General features: G+C 64.3%; 13 protein-coding genes. 9 read left to right on the forward strand and 4 right to left on the reverse strand.

The annotated features are described in order from the left end of the window. From K8I61_18895 to K8I61_18920, 6 genes are all read left to right on the forward strand, one after another. Nucleotides 1-738, forward strand: a 738-nt coding sequence (locus K8I61_18895; protein ID MBZ0274114.1) for a hypothetical protein, incomplete at its 5' end; no start/stop codon positions are given. Further along, a complete protein-coding gene (locus K8I61_18900) occupies nt 738-1,313 on the forward strand; it encodes an RDD family protein (protein ID MBZ0274115.1) in 576 nt (191 codons plus the stop codon). The genes K8I61_18895 and K8I61_18900, both read left to right, overlap by 1 nt. A 181-nt stretch (nt 1,314-1,494) precedes the next feature. Then, nucleotides 1,495-2,214, forward strand: a complete 720-nt coding sequence (locus tag K8I61_18905; GenBank protein MBZ0274116.1) for a C39 family peptidase — start codon at nt 1,495-1,497, stop codon at nt 2,212-2,214. Between the two features lie 3 nt (nt 2,215-2,217). Further along, nucleotides 2,218-3,672, forward strand: a complete 1,455-nt coding sequence (locus K8I61_18910) for a RimK family protein (protein MBZ0274117.1) — start codon at nt 2,218-2,220, stop codon at nt 3,670-3,672. Next, entirely contained in the window at nt 3,669-4,907 is a 1,239-nt protein-coding gene (locus K8I61_18915; GenBank protein ID MBZ0274118.1) for a glutamate--cysteine ligase, read from the forward strand. The genes K8I61_18910 and K8I61_18915 overlap by 4 nt, the downstream gene beginning before the upstream one ends. Before the next feature lie 289 nt (nt 4,908-5,196). Continuing rightward, on the forward strand, nt 5,197-5,976 hold the full coding sequence (locus K8I61_18920) for a hypothetical protein (GenBank protein ID MBZ0274119.1): 780 nt from the start codon (nt 5,197-5,199) through the stop codon (nt 5,974-5,976). A 207-nt stretch (nt 5,977-6,183) separates the two neighbouring features. On the opposite strand, the gene dnaK is transcribed toward K8I61_18920, so the two are convergent. Both dnaK and K8I61_18930 read right to left on the reverse strand, forming a co-directional pair. Then, on the reverse strand, nt 6,184-8,070 hold the full coding sequence (gene dnaK, locus K8I61_18925) for a molecular chaperone DnaK (GenBank protein MBZ0274120.1): 1,887 nt from the start codon (nt 8,068-8,070) through the stop codon (nt 6,184-6,186). Between the two features lie 84 nt (nt 8,071-8,154). After that, complete coding sequence (locus K8I61_18930; protein MBZ0274121.1) at nt 8,155-9,126, reverse strand: nucleotide exchange factor GrpE; 972 nt, start codon at nt 9,124-9,126, stop codon at nt 8,155-8,157. Nucleotides 9,127-9,382: 256 nt separating this feature from the next. On the opposite strand from K8I61_18930, the gene rocD reads away from it, so the two are divergent. The 3 genes from rocD (at nt 9,383) to K8I61_18945 (ending at nt 13,974) form a co-directional block, all read left to right on the forward strand. Continuing rightward, the gene (gene rocD, locus K8I61_18935) at nt 9,383-10,627 is read left to right on the forward strand and encodes an ornithine--oxo-acid transaminase (protein MBZ0274122.1); all 1,245 of its coding nucleotides are present in this window, start codon (nt 9,383-9,385) and stop codon (nt 10,625-10,627) included. Between the two features lie 334 nt (nt 10,628-10,961). Beyond that, complete coding sequence (locus K8I61_18940; GenBank protein ID MBZ0274123.1) at nt 10,962-12,776, forward strand: hypothetical protein; 1,815 nt, start codon at nt 10,962-10,964, stop codon at nt 12,774-12,776. A gap of 265 nt (nt 12,777-13,041) precedes the next feature. Beyond that, on the forward strand, nt 13,042-13,974 hold the full coding sequence (locus K8I61_18945; GenBank protein MBZ0274124.1) for a DNA cytosine methyltransferase: 933 nt from the start codon (nt 13,042-13,044) through the stop codon (nt 13,972-13,974). Nucleotides 13,975-14,070: 96 nt separating this feature from the next. Here K8I61_18945 and K8I61_18950 read toward each other — a convergent pair whose 3' ends face one another. Further along, on the reverse strand, nt 14,071-14,445 hold the full coding sequence (locus K8I61_18950; GenBank protein ID MBZ0274125.1) for an STAS/SEC14 domain-containing protein: 375 nt from the start codon (nt 14,443-14,445) through the stop codon (nt 14,071-14,073). A gap of 705 nt (nt 14,446-15,150) precedes the next feature. Further along, entirely contained in the window at nt 15,151-17,190 is a 2,040-nt protein-coding gene (locus K8I61_18955) for a hypothetical protein (protein ID MBZ0274126.1), read from the reverse strand. Nucleotides 17,191-17,317: the final 127 nt, after the last annotated feature.

A 17,317-nucleotide genomic window follows, 5' to 3' on the forward strand; every position in this document is an offset into this window, starting at 1 on the left:
GCGCGGCTCATCGTGATCGACGATTACGCCGACGGATATCTGCCCGCGCACGCGATCGTGAACCCGAACCCGCACGCCTATCTTTGCCGCTATGACACGGCGATGGACACGCGCACCGTTCTCGGCGCGCCGTTCGCGCTCGTTCGCCCCGACGTGGTCTTCGCGCGCGATCGTGCGGTGGATTCGGGCGCGTGGCCGCGCGTCGTCGTCTCGCCCGGCGCGTTCGACGCGGACGGCGCCGCGCGCGTGGTCGCGGCGCTCGACGCGCTTTCCGATCCGTTCACCCTCGTCGTCACGGCGTCGGTGGACGCTCCCGGCGCGGGCGCGATGCGCGAGGCCGCGGCGTCGAACCATCATCCGACCACGATCGTGCTTTCGCCGGAGGATGTCGGCGCGACGTACGCGGGCGCGGCGGTCGGCGTTTGCACGTCGCCGGTCTCCGCCGCGGAATTCGCGTGCCTCGGCGTGCCGGGCGTGTATCTGCCGCGTAACGCGCGGGACGCATCCGCGTTCGCGGTCCTCGGCCGGATGGGCGCGGGCGTGGCCGCCGGCCGCGCGGGCGCGTTCGACGCGGACGGCCTTTCACGCGTCGTGCGCGCGATGCTTCGCCCGAACGGCCCGCGTTCGACGCTCGCCAAGAACGCGCGCGCGCTTGTGGACGGCAAGGGCGCCGCCCGTGCGCTCGGCAAGCTGTCGAAATACAACGTGCTTCCGCTGGCCGTTCCGGACATCCCCTGATGCCCGATCCCGAGCCGGAAGCGCGCGACCACGACGCCGGCGTCGAATACGTCGGTTTCTGGGAGCGCCTCGCGGCGGTCGCGTTCGACGAGACGTTGCTGGCGATCCTGACATGGCCGCCCCTCGCTGCGATCTATGGCCGCGACTATTTCCTGTCAGACGCGATCATTTACGGCGCCTGGGATGTGGTTTTGGCGTGGGTGTTGCCGCCGATCGTGACCGTGTTGTTCTGGAATGCCTACGCCGCGACGCCCGGCAAGATGCTGATCGGAGCGCGCATTGTCGACGCCTACACGTTCGAGAAACCGTCTCTCTGGCGATATGCGCTGCGTTACGCGGGGTATGTCGCCAGCGCGCTGCCGTTTTTGCTCGGCTACGTCGGCATCGCGTTCACCAAACGCAAGCAGGGGCTGCACGACGCCATCGCGCGGACGGTGGTGATCCGCGCGCGGCCGCGCCTCGTGCCGATCGCGGTGGTCGCGTGTCTCGACGCGCTCGCGTTCGGCGCGGCGATCGCCTTGGTCGTCTGGGCGAGTCTTTCGCCCGAGGATCGCGCCGCGCTGCTGCCGTGGTGAGGCCGGGGGGGGGCAAGACGGCGATGGACAAAATGGACCAAATGGACGGAATGGACATGGCCAACGAAATGCCTGGCGCCCCGAAACCGTCCTGGCGCTTCAATCCCAATTCCCAATTCCCAATTCCCAATTCCCTATTTGTGCTAATATCCCGGCCGCGCGAGATTCCGCGCGAGGAGCCATGGACGCCCACGTCCGACCGTTCAGCATCCTTCCCCAGCCCGACGAGACAAGTTGCGGACCGACGTGCCTGCACGCGGTCTATCGCCACTTCGGGGACGATCATCCGTTGACCGATATCACCGAGGAGATCCGCTGGCTCTCAAGCGGGGGGACGCTCGCCGTTTTTCTCGGATGCCACGCGCTTTCCCGCGGATATCGCGCGACGATCCACACCTTCAACATGGACGTCTTCGATCCCACGTGGTTTACATCCGGCGCCGACCTTGCCGCCAAATTGCGCGCGCAGCTTCTGGCCAAGCGCCGCGCGAAAATGCGCGTCGTGACCGAGGGATTCCTCGAGTTCTTGCGTCTTGGCGGGCAGGTTGTATTCGAGGACCTGACGACGCGCCTTTTGCGCCGCTATCTTGCCAAAGCCACGCCCGTCATCGCGGGCCTGTCCGCGACTTATCTCTACCGAGAAGCGCGCGAAGAGCCGCTCTCCGGCCGCGAGGACGACATCCGCGGCGAGCCCGTCGGCCATTTCGTCGTGCTTTGCGGTTACCGACCCGAAACGCGCGAGGTGACCGTGGCCGACCCGCTGCGCGACAACCCCTATTCGGATACCCACATGTACGACATCCACATCGAGCGCGTCCTCGGCGCGATCCTTCTCGGGACGCTGACGCACGACGACCATCTGCTGATCCTCGCGCCGCCCGCCGCGCCCGTGCGTTCCTGAGCCGTGAATATCTATCTCGTCGTCGAAAAGCCGAAGGACTGGCCGCTGGCCATTCCGGGCGTGCAGGTGATCGCCGCGCGGGAATACCTGACCGGCCCGCCGGTGGCCGGCCGCGGCGTGCGCGTGTTCAACCTGTGCAAGTCGTATCGATACCAGAGCCTCGGATACTACGTGTCGCTTCTGGCCGACGCGCGCGGGCACAAGCCGCTGCCGCGAACCAGCACGATTCTCGACATGAAATCGCTTTCGCACGTGCGCTTCGTGTCCGAGGACCTGGACGATCTGATCGAAAAGAGCCTTGCGCGTCTTGCGAGCGACCGCTTCACGCTGTCGATCTATTTCGGCCGGAACGTCGCCAAGCAGCACGATCGTCTCGCGTCCAAGCTGTTCGCCATGTTCCGCGCGCCGCTTCTGCGCGCGACCTTTTCGCGCAACGGCGGCTGGCATCTGACGAGCGTCGGTCCGATCCCCGCCGCGGACATCCCGCCGGAGCATCACCCCTTCGTGATCGAGGCGGCGAACGCGTTTTTCGAGTCGCGCTCCCAATCGAAATCCACGCGCCCCGCGCGCTTCGACCTGGCGATCCTCTACAGCGAGGACGACCCCTCGCCGCCGTCCGACGAGCGCGCCATCGCGAGGTTCGTGCGGGCGGCCAAACGCCTGTCCATCGAGGCGGAAATCATCGACAAGACGGACTACGACCGCGTCGCGGAGTTCGACGGTCTGTTCGTGCGTGAAACGACAAGCGTGCCGCATCACACCTTCCGCTTCGCGCGGCGCGCCGTGTCCGAGGGACTCGCGGTCATCGACGATCCGGAATCGATCCTGCGCTGCTCGAACAAGGTCTTCCTCGCCGAGCTGCTCTCGCATCATCGCATTCACACGCCGCGCACCGTCGTCGTGCATCCGAACAATATCGACGAGGTGGAAAGGACGATCGGTTACCCGTGCGTCGTCAAGCAGCCCGACAGTGCGTTTTCGATGGGCGTCTTCAAGGTTGAAAACCGCGCCGCCCTCATCGAACGCGTGGACGCGCTGCTCGATCGCTCCGAGTTCGCGATCGCGCAGGAATTCCTGCCCACGCCCTTTGACTGGCGCGTTGGCGTGCTGGATCGGCAGCCGCTTTTCGTCTGCAAATACCACATGGCGTCGCGCCATTGGCAGATCATCCGACACAGCCGCGAAAAGGCGTATTATGGAAAGGTGGAAACGATCCCGGTCGAAGCCGCGCCGCCGCGCGTCGTCAGCGCCGCCGTCCGCGCCGCGAATCTCGTCGGCGACGGCCTCTACGGCGTCGACGTCAAGCTCGTCGGAGGCCGGCCCTACGTGATCGAGGTCAACGACAACCCGAACATCGAGTCCGACATCGAGGACAAGGTGCTCGGCGACGAGCTGTACGACCGCGTGATGCGCGCGTTCCTCGCGCGCATGAGCCGCAAGAGAGGAATCGGCCCATGAGGACGCCGCTTGGCCTGTTTGACGCCTACGGCATCGAAATCGAATACATGATCGTCGACGACATCACGCTCGACGTGAAGCCCATCGCCGACAAGGTGCTCTTCCAGCTTGCCGGTGTGTACGCCCCCCAGCTCGCCGTTGGCGAACTGACGTGGAGCAACGAATTGGCCGCGCATCTGCTGGAACTGAAGGTGACCGACCCCGCGCCGACTTTCGCGGGCGTCGCCGCGCTGTTCGATTCCGGCGTCGGCCGCGTCAACGACATCCTTGCCGAGATGGGCGCGCGCCTTCTGCCCGGCGGCATGCATCCCTGGATGGATCCGGCGCGCGAATCCGGAATCTGGGAACACGACGGCCGCGCGATCTACGAGACGCTCGACCGCATGTTCGACGTCCGCCGCCACGGCTGGCTGAACCTCCAGAGCACGCACCTCAACCTGCCGTTTTCGGGCGACGAGGAATTCGGGCGTCTGCACGCGGCGGTGCGCCTGCTGCTGCCGATCATGCCGGCGCTCGCCGCGTCGAGCCCCGTGTTCGACGGCAAATTGGCCGGCGCACTCGACGCGCGGCTCGAACATTATCTCGTCAACCAGGAGGAGATCCCGTTTCTCGTCGCCGGCGGCGTGCCCGAACCCGTCTACACGCGCAAGGAGTACGGCGAGATCATCGCCCGCATCGAGCGCGAGATCGCCGTTCACGATCCCGCGCGCGTGTTGCGCGCCAAGTGGGTGAATTCGCGCTACGCCATTCCCCGCTTCGACCGCGACACCGTCGAGATCCGCATCCTCGACGCGCAGGAGTGCCCCAAGGCCGACATCGGCATCGGCGCGCTCATCGCGTCCGTGCTGCGTTCGATGACAAACGGGCGGTGGATCGATGTCGAAACGCAAAAAGCCTGGCCGACCAAGACGCTGCGCGAGATCGCGGCGGCGGTCATCAAGAACGGCGGCGACGCGCTGATGTTCGATCCGGAATATCTGCGCGCGTTCGGCCAGCCGACCCGGGCGCCGATGCGCGCCCGCGACTTGTGGGGGCATCTCTTCGACGCGCACAAGGAAGACCTTGCCGCGGCCGACGCGGACGCGTTCGAGGGCATCCGCACCATTGTGGAAAAGGGTTGCCTGGCCGCGCGAATCGTCGATCGGCTCGGACCCGACCCGTCGCCCACGCGCATCAAGGGCGTGTGGCGCGAGTTGTCCGAATGCCTCGCGGCCGGGGCGATGTATGGCGAATAGGGGGGATATGGAAGGCGAAGGGCTCCGTGCGGGTGCGACGCTTTTACGGGCCGCAGGCCAGGAAAGGTGTGCGCGGTCCGCTCGGCACACCTTTGACCTCGCACGCTCGGTCAAAAGGGCGGCACCCGTCCATCCTGTCCATTCGGTCTGTGACGTCCATGATGTCCATTCGGGCACCGGCACTCGATACGCGCGGCGTATGGATTGCCTCGATTAACCCCCCTATAATGCGCACCTCAATTTCCATTGGCGGCCGCGTCCCATGTGCGGACCGGCGGAGGAAGGGATCATGACCAAGTGGTGGATTCTTGTGCTCGTCGCGATCGCGGCCCTTTCGGTTTCCATCGTCGCTTGCGGCGATGACGACGACGACGACGATGATGATGACGCGGCGGACGACGACGCGGACGACGATGACGACGACTCCGCCGACGACGATACCGGCGCCGACGACGACATGGATGACGACGCCGATGACGACGATATGGATGACGACGACGCCGATGACGACGACGCCGACGACGACACGGACGAAGGCACGCCGATCTCGCAATACGCGCTGTTGCTCGAAAACGCGAAGGTCAATATCGCGACCGGCGGGATCGACTTCGACCGCGCGTTCATCTCGACGTCCGGAACGATGACGATCGACCAGATCGGCACGACGACCGGCGCGACGTTCGAAGGTTCGCTTCAGACCGTCGGCTTCACGCAGGCCGAAGTCGATTTTGACGCCGGCACCATCGGCATCCTGCAGGACGGCGACACCGGCGTGCTCGCGCTCGAGGAAGTGACCGCCACCATCACCGCCGTTCCCGTGAAAAAATCGTTCGACGTTTCCGGCACGCCGTCCGGCGCCAAGGCCGAAGCCTTCAACATGAGCGAGTTTACCCAGTGCGCTTCGCCGACATGCGTTTCCGCGGCGTATGCGTCGGTGACCGGCGTTTATCAGGTCTCCGAATACACCGACGGCATCCTCGCCACGAACGACTGGATGCTCATCTGGGCGATCCCCGGCGATGCAACCAACGGTTCGGTGTACGACTTGACGATCGAACTGGACGAATAGCTCATCCGCGCGCGGCGCGGCTTGAACAGCCGTTCAAAAACAACGGCGGCGAGTCCCTTCGGATTCGCCGCCGTTTGATTTCCGGCCACGCAAGAGAGCGCGGCGCTCGCCTGTTGCGCCGGATTATACGGCTTCAATGGCGAATGACAATGCAAGTATCGAGTGACGGCTGATTGCTGACGGCTGATCGGTGACCGCTGACCGCTTCTAAAAATCGTCGTCGAAATCGTCGTCGAGATTTTCGTCGAAGTCCTCGTCCACGTCCGTGCCGGCCATCGGCTTGCCGCCGTAAGCGGACGAATACATCGTCTCGGCGAGCTTGTGCGACGCGCGGTTAAGCTCGTCGATCGCCTTGCGGATCTCGCGCACATCTTCGGTACGCAGCGTCTCTTTCAGTTCGTAGATCGCGTTTTCGATCTGATCCATCTCCTGGTCGGAGAGGCGATCGGCGTATTCGCGCAGAGACTTTTCCGCGGTGTAAATGAGTCCGTCCGCGCTGTTTTTCAACTCCGCCAGCTCGCGCCGGCGCATGTCGTACTCGCGCTGGCCTTCCGCGTCGCGGATCATCTTGTCGATCTCGCCCTCGGACAGGCCGGAGGCGCCGGTCACCTGAATCGACTGCTTCTTGCCGGTGCCGAGATCCTTGGCCGAAACGTGAACGATGCCGTTGGCGTCGATGTCGAATGTGACCTCGATCTGCGGCACGCCGCGCGGCGCCGGCGGAATGCCGACAAGCTCGAAGCGGCCGAGGCTGCGGTTGTCCGCGGACATCTCGCGCTCGCCCTGAAGGACGTGCACCGTAACCGCGGGCTGGTTGTCCGCCGCGGTGGAAAATACCTGGCTCTTTTTCGTCGGGATCGTCGTGTTGCGCTCGATGATCTTCGTGAAGATACCGCCGAGCGTCTCGATGCCGAGCGACAGCGGCGTGACGTCGAGCAGAAGGACGTCCTTCACCTCGCCGCGCAGCACCGCGCCCTGGATGGCCGCGCCGATCGCGACGACCTCGTCCGGGTTGATGCCGACATACGGCTCCTTGCGGAAGATCTCGCGCACCTTGCGCTGCACCACCGGCATGCGCGTCATGCCGCCGACCAGGATGATGCGGTCGATATCTTCCGGCGAAAGCTCCGCGTCCTTCATCGCCTTCTCGCACGGCTCGATCAGGCGGTCGATCAGGTCCGCGACCAGTTCCTCGAGCTTCGTGCGCGTCAGCTTGACGTTCAAATGCTTCGGGCCGCTCTTGTCCGCCGTGATGAACGGCAGGTTGACGTCCGTTTCCGTCACCGACGACAACTCGTGCTTGGCCTTTTCCGACGCCTCCTTCAGGCGCTGCATCGCCATCTTGTCGGAGGTGAGGTCGATGCCCGTGTCGTTGCGGAATTCCTTGACCAGAAACTCGATGATGCGCTGGTCGAAATCCTCGCCGCCAAGGAAGGTGTCGCCGTTCGTGCTCTTGACTTCAAACACGCCGTCGGAGATTTCGAGCAGCGAAATATCGAACGTGCCGCCGCCCAGGTCGAACACCCCGATCAGCTCGTCCGCCTTTTGCTCGAGGCCGTACGCGAGCGACGCGGCCGTCGGCTCGTTGATGATGCGAAGGACATTCAGACCGGCGATCGTACCGGCGTCTTTCGTCGCCTGGCGCTGCGCGTCGTCGAAGTACGCCGGCACCGTGATGACCGCATCGGTCACCTCTTCGCCGAGGTAGTCCTCCGCCGTCTGCTTCATCTTCTCGAGGATCATCGCGGAGATCTGCGCCGGGCTGTAGCTGCGCCCCATCACCTCCACCCACGCGTCGCCGTTGTCCGCGGGAATGATCTTGTAAGGCACCATCTTCTTGCTGCGCTGGATTTCCGCGCTGTTGTACTTGCGACCGATCAGGCGCTTGATCGCGTAGACGGTGTTCACGGGGTTCGTGATCGCCTGCCGTTTGGCGATCTGCCCGACGTGGCGTTCGTTGTTCTCGGTGAACGCCACCATCGACGGGGTTGTTCGCGATCCTTCGGAGTTCGCGATCACCACCGGCTCCCCGGCTTCCATCAGGGCGACGCACGAGTTGGTCGTGCCCAAGTCGATACCGATGCTCTTGCTCATGGAGCTATCCTCAAGCCGACGGAAACTTTCTTGTTGCGAATTGGCAAAAAACCATAGGTTTTCGTGGGGGATTCGTCAAGTACCTCAACGATCTTGGGAAGTTTGGGGGTCTTGGTGGTTCAAATCCGGCCCGGAATCCGCATTCGGCCCGGGTCCGGCGCCGTTTGTTCGCGTGGCGACCACGACCTTCGCGGGGCGCAAAAGACGCCCGTGCAGCAGGTAGGCCGGCTCGTATTGGGCAATCACCGTTCCCGGCTCGCGATCGGCGGTTTCCATGCTCGCCATCGCCTCGTGATAGACGGGATCGAATTGCTGATCGGACGCGTCGATCTTGCGCACGCCGTTTTGCGAAAGCGTGTCGTGCAGTTGTTTCAGAACCAGGCGAACGCCGTCGATCATCGCGTCGGGGTCGTGCGTCGCCGAGGCGTGAGAGATCGCGCGCTCGAAGTTGTCGATGATCGGCAGCATCGACAGGATCAGGTTCTCGTTCGAAAAACGCACCATGTCCGCCTTGTCGCGATTGATGCGCTTCTTGAAATTGTCGAACTCCGCCTGAATGTGAACAAGGCGCTCCTGCAGGCCTTGAATCTGCGTTTCCTTTTCCTTGAGCGCGGCGCCGGATTGCACCGTGGCGCCTGCGGACGCCTGCGCCGAGGCGCGCGTCTCCGCGAGCACCGTGCGCAGCAATTCCGCTTCCTTTTCGAGGTTCTGCTCTTCCTCGAGAAGCTTGGCGAGCATGTCCAGGTCGGCGTCGCGCGAGGCCGGCGGACGCGCGCTCGGCCGGGCGACCTCCACGGGCTCGACGCCGCCCTCCTCGAAATATTTCAGCAGGTTGGCCAGGTCATCCTCGCCCGTCGCGTCGGCGTCGATTTCGATGTCCACCTCGTCCGCCGCGCGAGCGGGGCTCCGGGGGGGTGGAGCCTGCGCCTTGACCGACGGTTTCGCGCCGGCCTTGCCGCGGCGGCGCGATTCTTCCTGCGCGCGCTCGATCGCCTTCAGCGCCTCGTCGAAGGCGGAATCCGGTACGCCGGAGTCGATTCGGTCGTCGTCGGCCATGAAATTAGCTGTCCCCTCGCATGCGCGGAATTTTCGCGCTCGGCGATTCCGGACGCGTCGTCGGTTGCCGGCGGGAATGGAGCCCGCATCAGATTCAAAAATATCATGACTTTCTAGGTCCGGGCAAAAGCTCTTGTCAAGCCCCGTACTCGCGATAACTGCTTGCGGCGTTTGACTTTTTCCGTGGCGCGGATCATATCTGGCCTCCCGTCGCCGTGCCTTGGCGGCGCGTACGTTCCATTCAAGGATCTTCCCCATGACCACGACCGATTCCGGCCTTCCCGCCGCCGGCGCCCGCCCCGATGCCCAAACGCTTCGCGAATGGGAAGACGCCTACGGCTCCAGCAACTACAAACCATTGCCTGTGGTGCTCTCCCACGGCAAGGGCGCCCGCCTGTTCGATATCGAGGGGCGCGCGTACATCGACATGCTTTCGGCTTACTCCGCGGTGTCGCACGGCCACGGGCATCCGCGCATCCTGCGCGCTCTCGCCGCGCAAGCCGAGCGCCTGTGCATGACGAGCCGCGCTTTCCGCAACGATCAGCTCGGGCCGTTCCTGAAGGAGTTGTGCGAGTTGACGGGCATGGCGCGCGCCTTGCCCATGAACACGGGCGCCGAGGCGGTCGAGACCGCCATCAAGATCGCGCGAAAGTGGGCGTACGCCATCAAGAACGTCCCGAACGACACGGCGGAAATCGTCGCCTTTACCGATAATTTCCACGGCCGGACGACGACCATCGTCGGCATGTCCACCTCCGCGAAGTCGCGCGATCACTTCGGGCCGTTTACCCCGGGATTTCGCGTCCTGCCTTACGGCGACATCGACGCGGTTCGCGCCGCCGTCGGCGAACGAACGGCCATGGTGCTCGTGGAGCCGATCCAGGGCGAGGCGGGCGTTCGCATTCCGCCCGACGGGTTTTTGCGCGAGTTGCGCGCCATCTGCGACAAGACGCGCACGCTCCTCGTGTTTGACGAGATCCAGACCGGTCTTGGCCGCTGCGGGCGCATGTTCTGTCACGAATACGAAGACGTGCGGCCCGATGCCATGTGCCTCGGCAAGGCGCTGGGCGGCGGCGTGCTGCCGATCAGCGCCGTTGTGTCGACCGAAGAGGTGCTTGGCCTGTTCAAACCCGGCGAGCACGGTTCGACCTTCGGCGGAAACCCCCTCGCGTGTGCCTGCGCGCGGGAGGCGATGCGTGTGCTCGTCGAAGAGGACCTGCCCGGCCGCGCGGCGCGCCTGGGCGAGCGGTTGATCGCGGGCTTGAGGAAGGTCGCCACGCCCCGCGTCGTCGATGTGCGGGGCCGCGGGCTTCTGACGGCGATCGAGCTTGCACCCGGCGAGCCCGGCGCGCGGACCATCTGCGAACGCCTGATGAATGAAGGCGTCCTGGCCAAGGAAACGCGCGACACGACGATCCGGTTTGCCCCGCCGCTCGTGATCACCGAGGAAGAACTCGACGACGCGATCGGCCGAATCGGAAAAGTCCTGGCCGAGGCTTGAACCCGGCACGTCAGGCGCCTCATGCGATTCGCGGAAATGACCCGCTCCAAGCGTTCATTTTCCTTGACTTTTCCGCCCCTGAGGTCCTTAATGCCTCCCTATTTGAAATGCGCGGTGTAACCCGCGTCCATGAACATCCGGCGATCGCCGGGGGGCTTTTTCCGGCGCGTTGGCCGGAGTGGTGAGGGTAGGGCGTTCCGCGAAGCGAACCCCCTTTTCCAAAATGAATGGTTTGTCATGACGACATCCGGTTACGTCATTCATCGACTTTCGCTTTCGGCCGATGCTTCGCGGTCGGCCGCTAATACGAACCAGAAAAGGTAGGGAGGTCCCAATGAAACACACATTCACTTTCATGCTGGTCGCGATTCTCGCGGCCCTCTCGCTCGCCGTCGCGGGCTGCTCGTGCGGCGACGACGACGACGATGACGACGACGGCGCGCCGGATGACGACACCGGCGACGACGACGCCGACGACGACACCGGCGACGACGATGCCGATGACGACGACATGGACGACGACATGGACGACGACGATACCGGTGACGACGATACCGGCGACGACGACACCGGCGACGACGATACCGGCGACGACGATACCGGCGACACCGAGTTCAGCTCGTTGAGCTGCCCCATCTCGGATCCGGAAAGCATCGGCTCGGCAAACACGGTCGGCGGCGGCTCGGCGACCACGACCGTCGACGTCTACGTTTTCGACGACAATGACTGCTCGGCCATCCAGAATGCGGACGTCATTCACGGCGACACCGTTTATCAGACCGACGTCAACGGCCATGCGGTCGTGACGCTGACGGACGCCGAACAGACCATCACCGCGTACGCGGAAGGCTACTGGTCCTGGACCTACAAGGTCGATGCGGCCGTCATGTATTTCCGCCTGCGTCCGGACAGCTTCGGCAACGCCTACACCGACTCGGGTGACGGCACGTTCCAGGACGAGGGCGGCTCGGACCTCGGCCTGACCAACCCCACCCTGTTCGGCCTGTTCTCGAACCCGATCTATCTCGGCGTCGCACTGCCCGGCCTCGCGCGCGCCGATCTGCTGTCGATGGACTTCGACGGCCTGCTCGCCACGGACACCTTCGATCTGACGCTCGATCTCGGCGACGGCCCCGCGGTTACCGAGGCGCCGCGTAATATCTATCTCCCGGCGCTCAACCTCAGCATTCCTGGGCTGTTCAGCGTCACGGGCACCAACGAGGATTACGTCCTTCCGGTGCGCACCGGCGCCTCCGTTTCGCCGATCGAGGGCTTTGTCCTGTCGGCGAGTGTCGGCGAGTTGTTCGACAACGTCGGCGAGATTCTCGCGGTCGTTGCGTGCGTCACCGGCGGCGGCGACATCCTCGAGTGCGTCGAACCGCTCGTTCTTCCGCTCATCAACGACGCGCTCGCCTTCAGCCATGTCGGCGCGCGCCCGGACTGGAACGGCACCGGCGATCCGTCGATGACCACGCAGGAGACCGGCGGCAACACGCTGTCGATCAACGTCGCCAATGAGGACGCCAATTTCGACTATCTCGCGATCTTCGCGGCCGAAATTCCGAACCGCGCGCTGCTTCCGCTGGGCGTCGGCATCGTGGATTCCGGGTCCGTGGATGTTGACTACGCCGACGTCCCCGACGGCGATTACCTTGCGGTCGTGGGCGCGACGGACCTGTTCGCCTCCGGCTTCACGAGCGTGAATTTCTCGTTCGCGTTGAAATACGGCGAGAGCATCGCGGACATGACCGCCAAGGCGTCCTTCGACGCGGATACCGATTTCCTGCCGAACTTCAACGGCGACAATACCGGATACGACGACGTGACCGGCGAGATTTTCTGGGAACTCGAGGCCGGCCCCGCCAAGGCCACCGCCGACGTCTTCCAGATCGTCTACGTCCCGGATTGCGAGGACTGCCCGGTCGTGCTCGCGCAGGTGCCCGGCGCCGACTCGAGCTTCCAGCCGCCGGTTGATGATCTCGGCATCACGCCAAGCGACGCCGACATCGTCGTCGTGCTGGGGATCGACTACCCCGCGGGCGTGGATCTGCAGGAGTACAACCCGGCCGGTCTGCTCGGTTACAACAGCAGCGCCGTCAACATGTGGACGAACTTCGACATCCTCGGGTTGCTCGGCGGACTGTTCTAGGCATCAGCAAACGCTAGCGAAGCGGGCCGCGCGGTGTTTGCCGCGCGGCCCGCTTTTTATTGAGGATTGAGGATCGAGGATCGAGGATTGAGTCCATCGCAACGGGACACCGCGGCATGCGTTGTGATGACCTTTCAGACTTTCAGACTTTCAGGCTGTTTAGGAACGAGGAGCGAGAGCTGCGAACATCGTGGCCTGCGTGGCACTCGATCCTCAATCCTCGATCCTCGATCCTGCCCACGCACCCGGTCACTTCGCGTAGGGTATGGCGCATGTCATCAGTCTGTTTTCCGGTTGCGGCGGAATGGACCTGGGGTTTCGCGGCGGCTTCGTTTTCGGCGGACGGCGATACGCGCGCACGGGTTTCGATATCCTCGCCGCGGTGGACGCCGACGCCGAGGCTGCGTCGCTCTATCGGTTGAACATCGGCGCGATTTGCCGCGCGCGTGTGGAAGATGTCGCGATCTGGCCGCGCGCCGGCGTTGTGATCGCCGGGCCGCCGTGCCAGCCATTCTCCGCCGCCGGAGTCAAACAAGGCGCGAACGACGCGCGCGACGCCATGCCGGTCCTTATCGAGGCGATCGGCGACATCGCGCCGAGCGCGTTCGTCATCGAAAACGTGCCCGCGCTCGCCGAGCGAAAGCCATTTCGGCAAGCGTTCGCCGAACTGACCGGCGCGCTCGCCGCGTTGGGCTACGAGATCCGCGCGCGCGTGCTCGATGCGGCCGATTTCGGCGTTCCGCAGCACCGGCGCCGCCTTTTCATCGTGGGGCTGCGGCCCGATCAGGCATGCCCCGATCCGTTCCCCGCGCCGACGCACGGCGGAGCGCTTCGCCCGTTTGTGCGCGTGCGCGACGCGATCGCCGATCTGGGCGTTCCGGGCGATCGCCATTTCGCGAAACGCGACGCAACATTGCGACGACTCGCCGAGGGCGAACGGCGGCATCCGCGATTCGGCGCGTCGTCGCGGCGTGTTTTCGCGGATCGCCCGTTCCCGACGATCAAGGCGTCGGACACGGCGGCGCCGCGCCTGATTCATCCGTGGTTCGACCGGGCGCTGGCGATGCCGGAGCTACTGCGCGCGCAGTCGTTTCCCGACGATTTCATCGTCCCGCGGCGCACGCCCTCGATCGGCAACGCGGTGCCGCCGGTGCTGGCCTGGCATATCGCGCGAAGTATCGCCCGGATCCTGAAGTGAAGCGGTGGCGATCGAACTCGCGCCTATCGCGGCTCTACCTTGGGGGCGGGTTTTGCGATGACCTCTTTCCTCTTTCCTCTTTCCTCTTTCCTCGTCTCACGCGTGTCCTTCGCCCTTGGCCCAGGCCCACGCATCGCCTTCCTGCGTGCGCTCGAAGTATTTCACTTCGCCTTTGGTGAAGGGCGTCATGAGTTTCGCCGAGATTCGCTGCCAGTCCTTGTCGCCGACCATAGCGACGCGCTCGACGTGTTTGTTCAGCTTCCCCTCCAGTTTCAGATCCTCCCAGGCCGCCTTTACGGAATCCCACCCGTGGAAGTCGTCCATGATGACGACCAGGCGAAGCTTGCCTTGCGCCTCGGCAAGCGCCTGCGCGCGCTCGCCGATTTCGTCGAGCTCTTGTTTGGTCAATTTTCCGCTGATGCGAAGGCCGACCAGGTTGCCTTCGGCTTTGCCGCCAACAACTTCAAACATGGCGAATTCTCCTTTTGAAAAAATGAAAAACGCCGCCCCATCCCGCCTTCATTGTAGTCCCGCCGGGATCGGATGGCGTAAGGAAATTTACATGTGTTTCGGATAAAGACGGCGAAACGACGCATCAGGCGCCTCGACCGACTGCGGTCGCCCTTTTTGCACCCGCGCTTCGTCGTCGCCACGCGTCGCCGGGCATCACGCTTATGAGCGTGCTGATGCTTTTTGCACCCGCGCGTCGTCATCCTGAGGCGATGCGTCGAGCGTCGTCATGCCGAGGCAATGCATCGAGCGTCGTCACACTGACGCGATGCGTCGAGCGTCGTCGCCCCGAGGCGATGCGTCGAGCGTCGTCACACTGACGCGATGCGTCGAGCGTCGTCATCCTGAGGCGATGCGTCGAGCGTCGTCATCCTGAGGCGAGCGAAGCGAGCCGAAGGATCTGGCTGGCCCCTGCCGGCGGCCACGCGTCAACCGGGGCGAGCCAGATCCTTCGCTTCGCTCAGGACGACGATCACCGCGATGACGAGCACCGAATTGACGATCACCGCGGCGACGAGCACCGGAGCGACGAGCGCCGCGATTTCAAATCGACGGAAACCCTCGGTGTCCTCTGTGGCTCCTCCGCGCGCTCTGTGTACCGCCGAACAAAAATCGTTTGTGACGACCTGTCAGCCTTTCGGCCTTCGAGCCTTCGAAGGCCGTCTCCTAGCAGCCGCAACACGCTCCGCCGGTCACCGCGCCTTCGGGCCAGCCGGGTCCGCCCTCGTCCTCGTCGACCGGGATATCCGGATCCGAGTCCGTGTCATCGTCCAGGGTCGCTTCGTCGTCGTCGTCGTCGGCCGGATCCTCGGGCGTTTCGCACGAACGGTTGAACTCGTCGCAGCTTTCGCCCTCGGGGCACGGATTACCGGAATGCGTGCAGATATCCGCGTCCTCGTCACAGCCGTCGTCGCCGTTGCAAAACAGCGCGTCGTCCAGGCACGGCACGAGGATTTGCGTGCACATATCCGTTTCCTCGTCGCAGAACTCGACGCCATTGCAATATTGCCCGTCATTCAGGCATTGCGGCCCGGTCGTCCCGCACTTGTCGTTCACCTCGTCGCACGATTCCGCGCCGTTGCAGAAGACGCCGTCGTCCGCGCAGTCGGGCACGGCCACCTGCACGCACGTGTCCGCCGCCTCGTCGCAGGCCTCGTCGCCGTTGCACCACGCGCCGTCGTCCGCGCACGGATCGTCACCCGGCCCGCACACGTTTTCGTCCATATCGCAGACCTCGGCGCCGTTGCAGAAGATGCCGTCGTCGCACTCGCCGTCGTTCTGGCAGTCGCAGAAATCGAGCCCGTCGCAATTCTGGTCGATGCGGTCGCAACGGATTTCGGTTTCGCCCGGATTGATATCGGGATCGAAGTCGTTGCAGTCGTCGCCGTTGCACTGCGGGCCTTCGTAGCCGTCCAGGTCGTTGTCGCACTCGACAAGAACGCCGTAGAGCGGAATGAACTCCGCGCCGGCGACCACGCCGAAGCTGTTGAAGACGGACAAGGGCTGCGTTCCGGTGACGTGCCACGTGGACGTATAACACGGCACGAGCTGATGCCCGCCCTCGCCGAGCGTGCCGCTCCACACCACCACGTCGTCGCCCGGCGCCAGCGTGTTTTTCGTGTCGGTAACGACGATGTCGTTGTCGTCGAGATACGAGAACAGGTCGAACTGCCCGTTCACGGACGTGAAGAAAAACTCCGTGCCGATGCGCGTGCCGTCTTTGTCCGGCATGATGTCCATGTAGTGGTAATCCCCCGCGGCGCCGCTGAAGGGATTGACCTGCACGGCGACCGGCGCGTCCGCCGTCACGGTGAAATACAACTCGTTGAAGGTCTGGAACGCGGTCTGCCCGCTCGCCAGCGTTCCGGACTTGACGATCGCGGAGGTCTTCGAGTTGCGCACCTCGTAATTGTTTCCGTCCGTATAGCTCGTGATGAGAAGATCGCCGCTGCCGCTTGTCGTCCCCATGTAGCCGTGAAATTCCGTGCCCGTGAACAGGCCGGATTTCGACGGCACGGAATAGCCGATGTCCGTGAAGTTGAGAACGGAGATGATCCCCGTGGAAACGGTCTTCACGTACCTGTTGCGCGTCTGCGCGGGCGGCACCTTCCACGTCTCGCCGTCGGCGAGAACCCTGGACGCCAGCAGCGTCCCGTTGACCATGTTGAAGACTTCGACGAGGTTGTTGTCGCCGTAAGACGAAACGTACTGCGCCTCTCTCGAGTCGCCGAATCCGCCGCGCTGATAGCTGTAGAATTTGATGCCCGTGCCGATCGAGGCGTCGGTGAGCGCATGGTAGCCGGTGATGTTGTCGTCCGCGGCGCCGACAAGGACGCTCACGAGGTCCGAGGCCTCCAGCCGATACGTCCCGACCGGGACGTCGAAGCGGACGTAGCCGCCGTCGGAAAGGCTCGACGCCGCGAGGATGTTGCCGCCCTGGTCGTAGAGCGTGAACGTCGTGCCGTCGTGAAATCCGAATATGAAGATGCGGTCGAACGCGTAGAAGTAGCTCGTGTTCGGCTGCGGCGCCGCCTGCGCGCCTTTCGGAAACGCGTAGTAGTTCGGCGGCGGAACGTACTCCTCCACCGGTTGCAGCAGCATCTTCGACCCGTTGTTCGGATACGCCGGCGCGTCCGTCAACGCGAACGCGGCCGCGGCAATGGCCAGCACGGCCAGGATCAGCGCAAATCGTCCGAAATATCGCATGAACGAACCCTCCCAGGCGGCTCGCAAGATGTGTTTGGGGCGCCGGGAATATGGCACAGGTTCCGGCGTCCGGCTACCGGTTGCCGGCTGCCTGCTACCGGCGCCGGCAACGGGCTACCAGCAACGG

Source organism: bacterium (genome assembly GCA_019912885.1).
Taxonomy (GTDB): domain Bacteria; phylum Lernaellota; class Lernaellaia; order JACKCT01; family JACKCT01; genus JAIOHV01.

Bases quoted from the DNA above. Each gene is read 5' to 3' on its own strand.
- K8I61_18900 (MBZ0274115.1), top strand. From the start codon at position 738: ATGCCCGATCCCGAGCCGGAAGCGCGCGACCACGACGCCGGCGTCGAA.
- K8I61_18905 (MBZ0274116.1), top strand. From the start codon at position 1,495: ATGGACGCCCACGTCCGACCGTTCAGCATCCTTCCCCAGCCCGACGAG.
- K8I61_18915 (MBZ0274118.1), top strand. From the start codon at position 3,669: ATGAGGACGCCGCTTGGCCTGTTTGACGCCTACGGCATCGAAATCGAA.
- K8I61_18920 (MBZ0274119.1), top strand. From the start codon at position 5,197: ATGACCAAGTGGTGGATTCTTGTGCTCGTCGCGATCGCGGCCCTTTCG.
- dnaK (MBZ0274120.1), bottom strand. From the start codon at position 8,070: ATGAGCAAGAGCATCGGTATCGACTTGGGCACGACCAACTCGTGCGTC.
- K8I61_18930 (MBZ0274121.1), bottom strand. From the start codon at position 9,126: ATGGCCGACGACGACCGAATCGACTCCGGCGTACCGGATTCCGCCTTC.
- rocD (MBZ0274122.1), top strand. From the start codon at position 9,383: ATGACCACGACCGATTCCGGCCTTCCCGCCGCCGGCGCCCGCCCCGAT.
- K8I61_18940 (MBZ0274123.1), top strand. From the start codon at position 10,962: ATGAAACACACATTCACTTTCATGCTGGTCGCGATTCTCGCGGCCCTC.
- K8I61_18945 (MBZ0274124.1), top strand. From the start codon at position 13,042: ATGGCGCATGTCATCAGTCTGTTTTCCGGTTGCGGCGGAATGGACCTG.
- K8I61_18950 (MBZ0274125.1), bottom strand. From the start codon at position 14,445: ATGTTTGAAGTTGTTGGCGGCAAAGCCGAAGGCAACCTGGTCGGCCTT.
- K8I61_18955 (MBZ0274126.1), bottom strand. From the start codon at position 17,190: ATGCGATATTTCGGACGATTTGCGCTGATCCTGGCCGTGCTGGCCATT.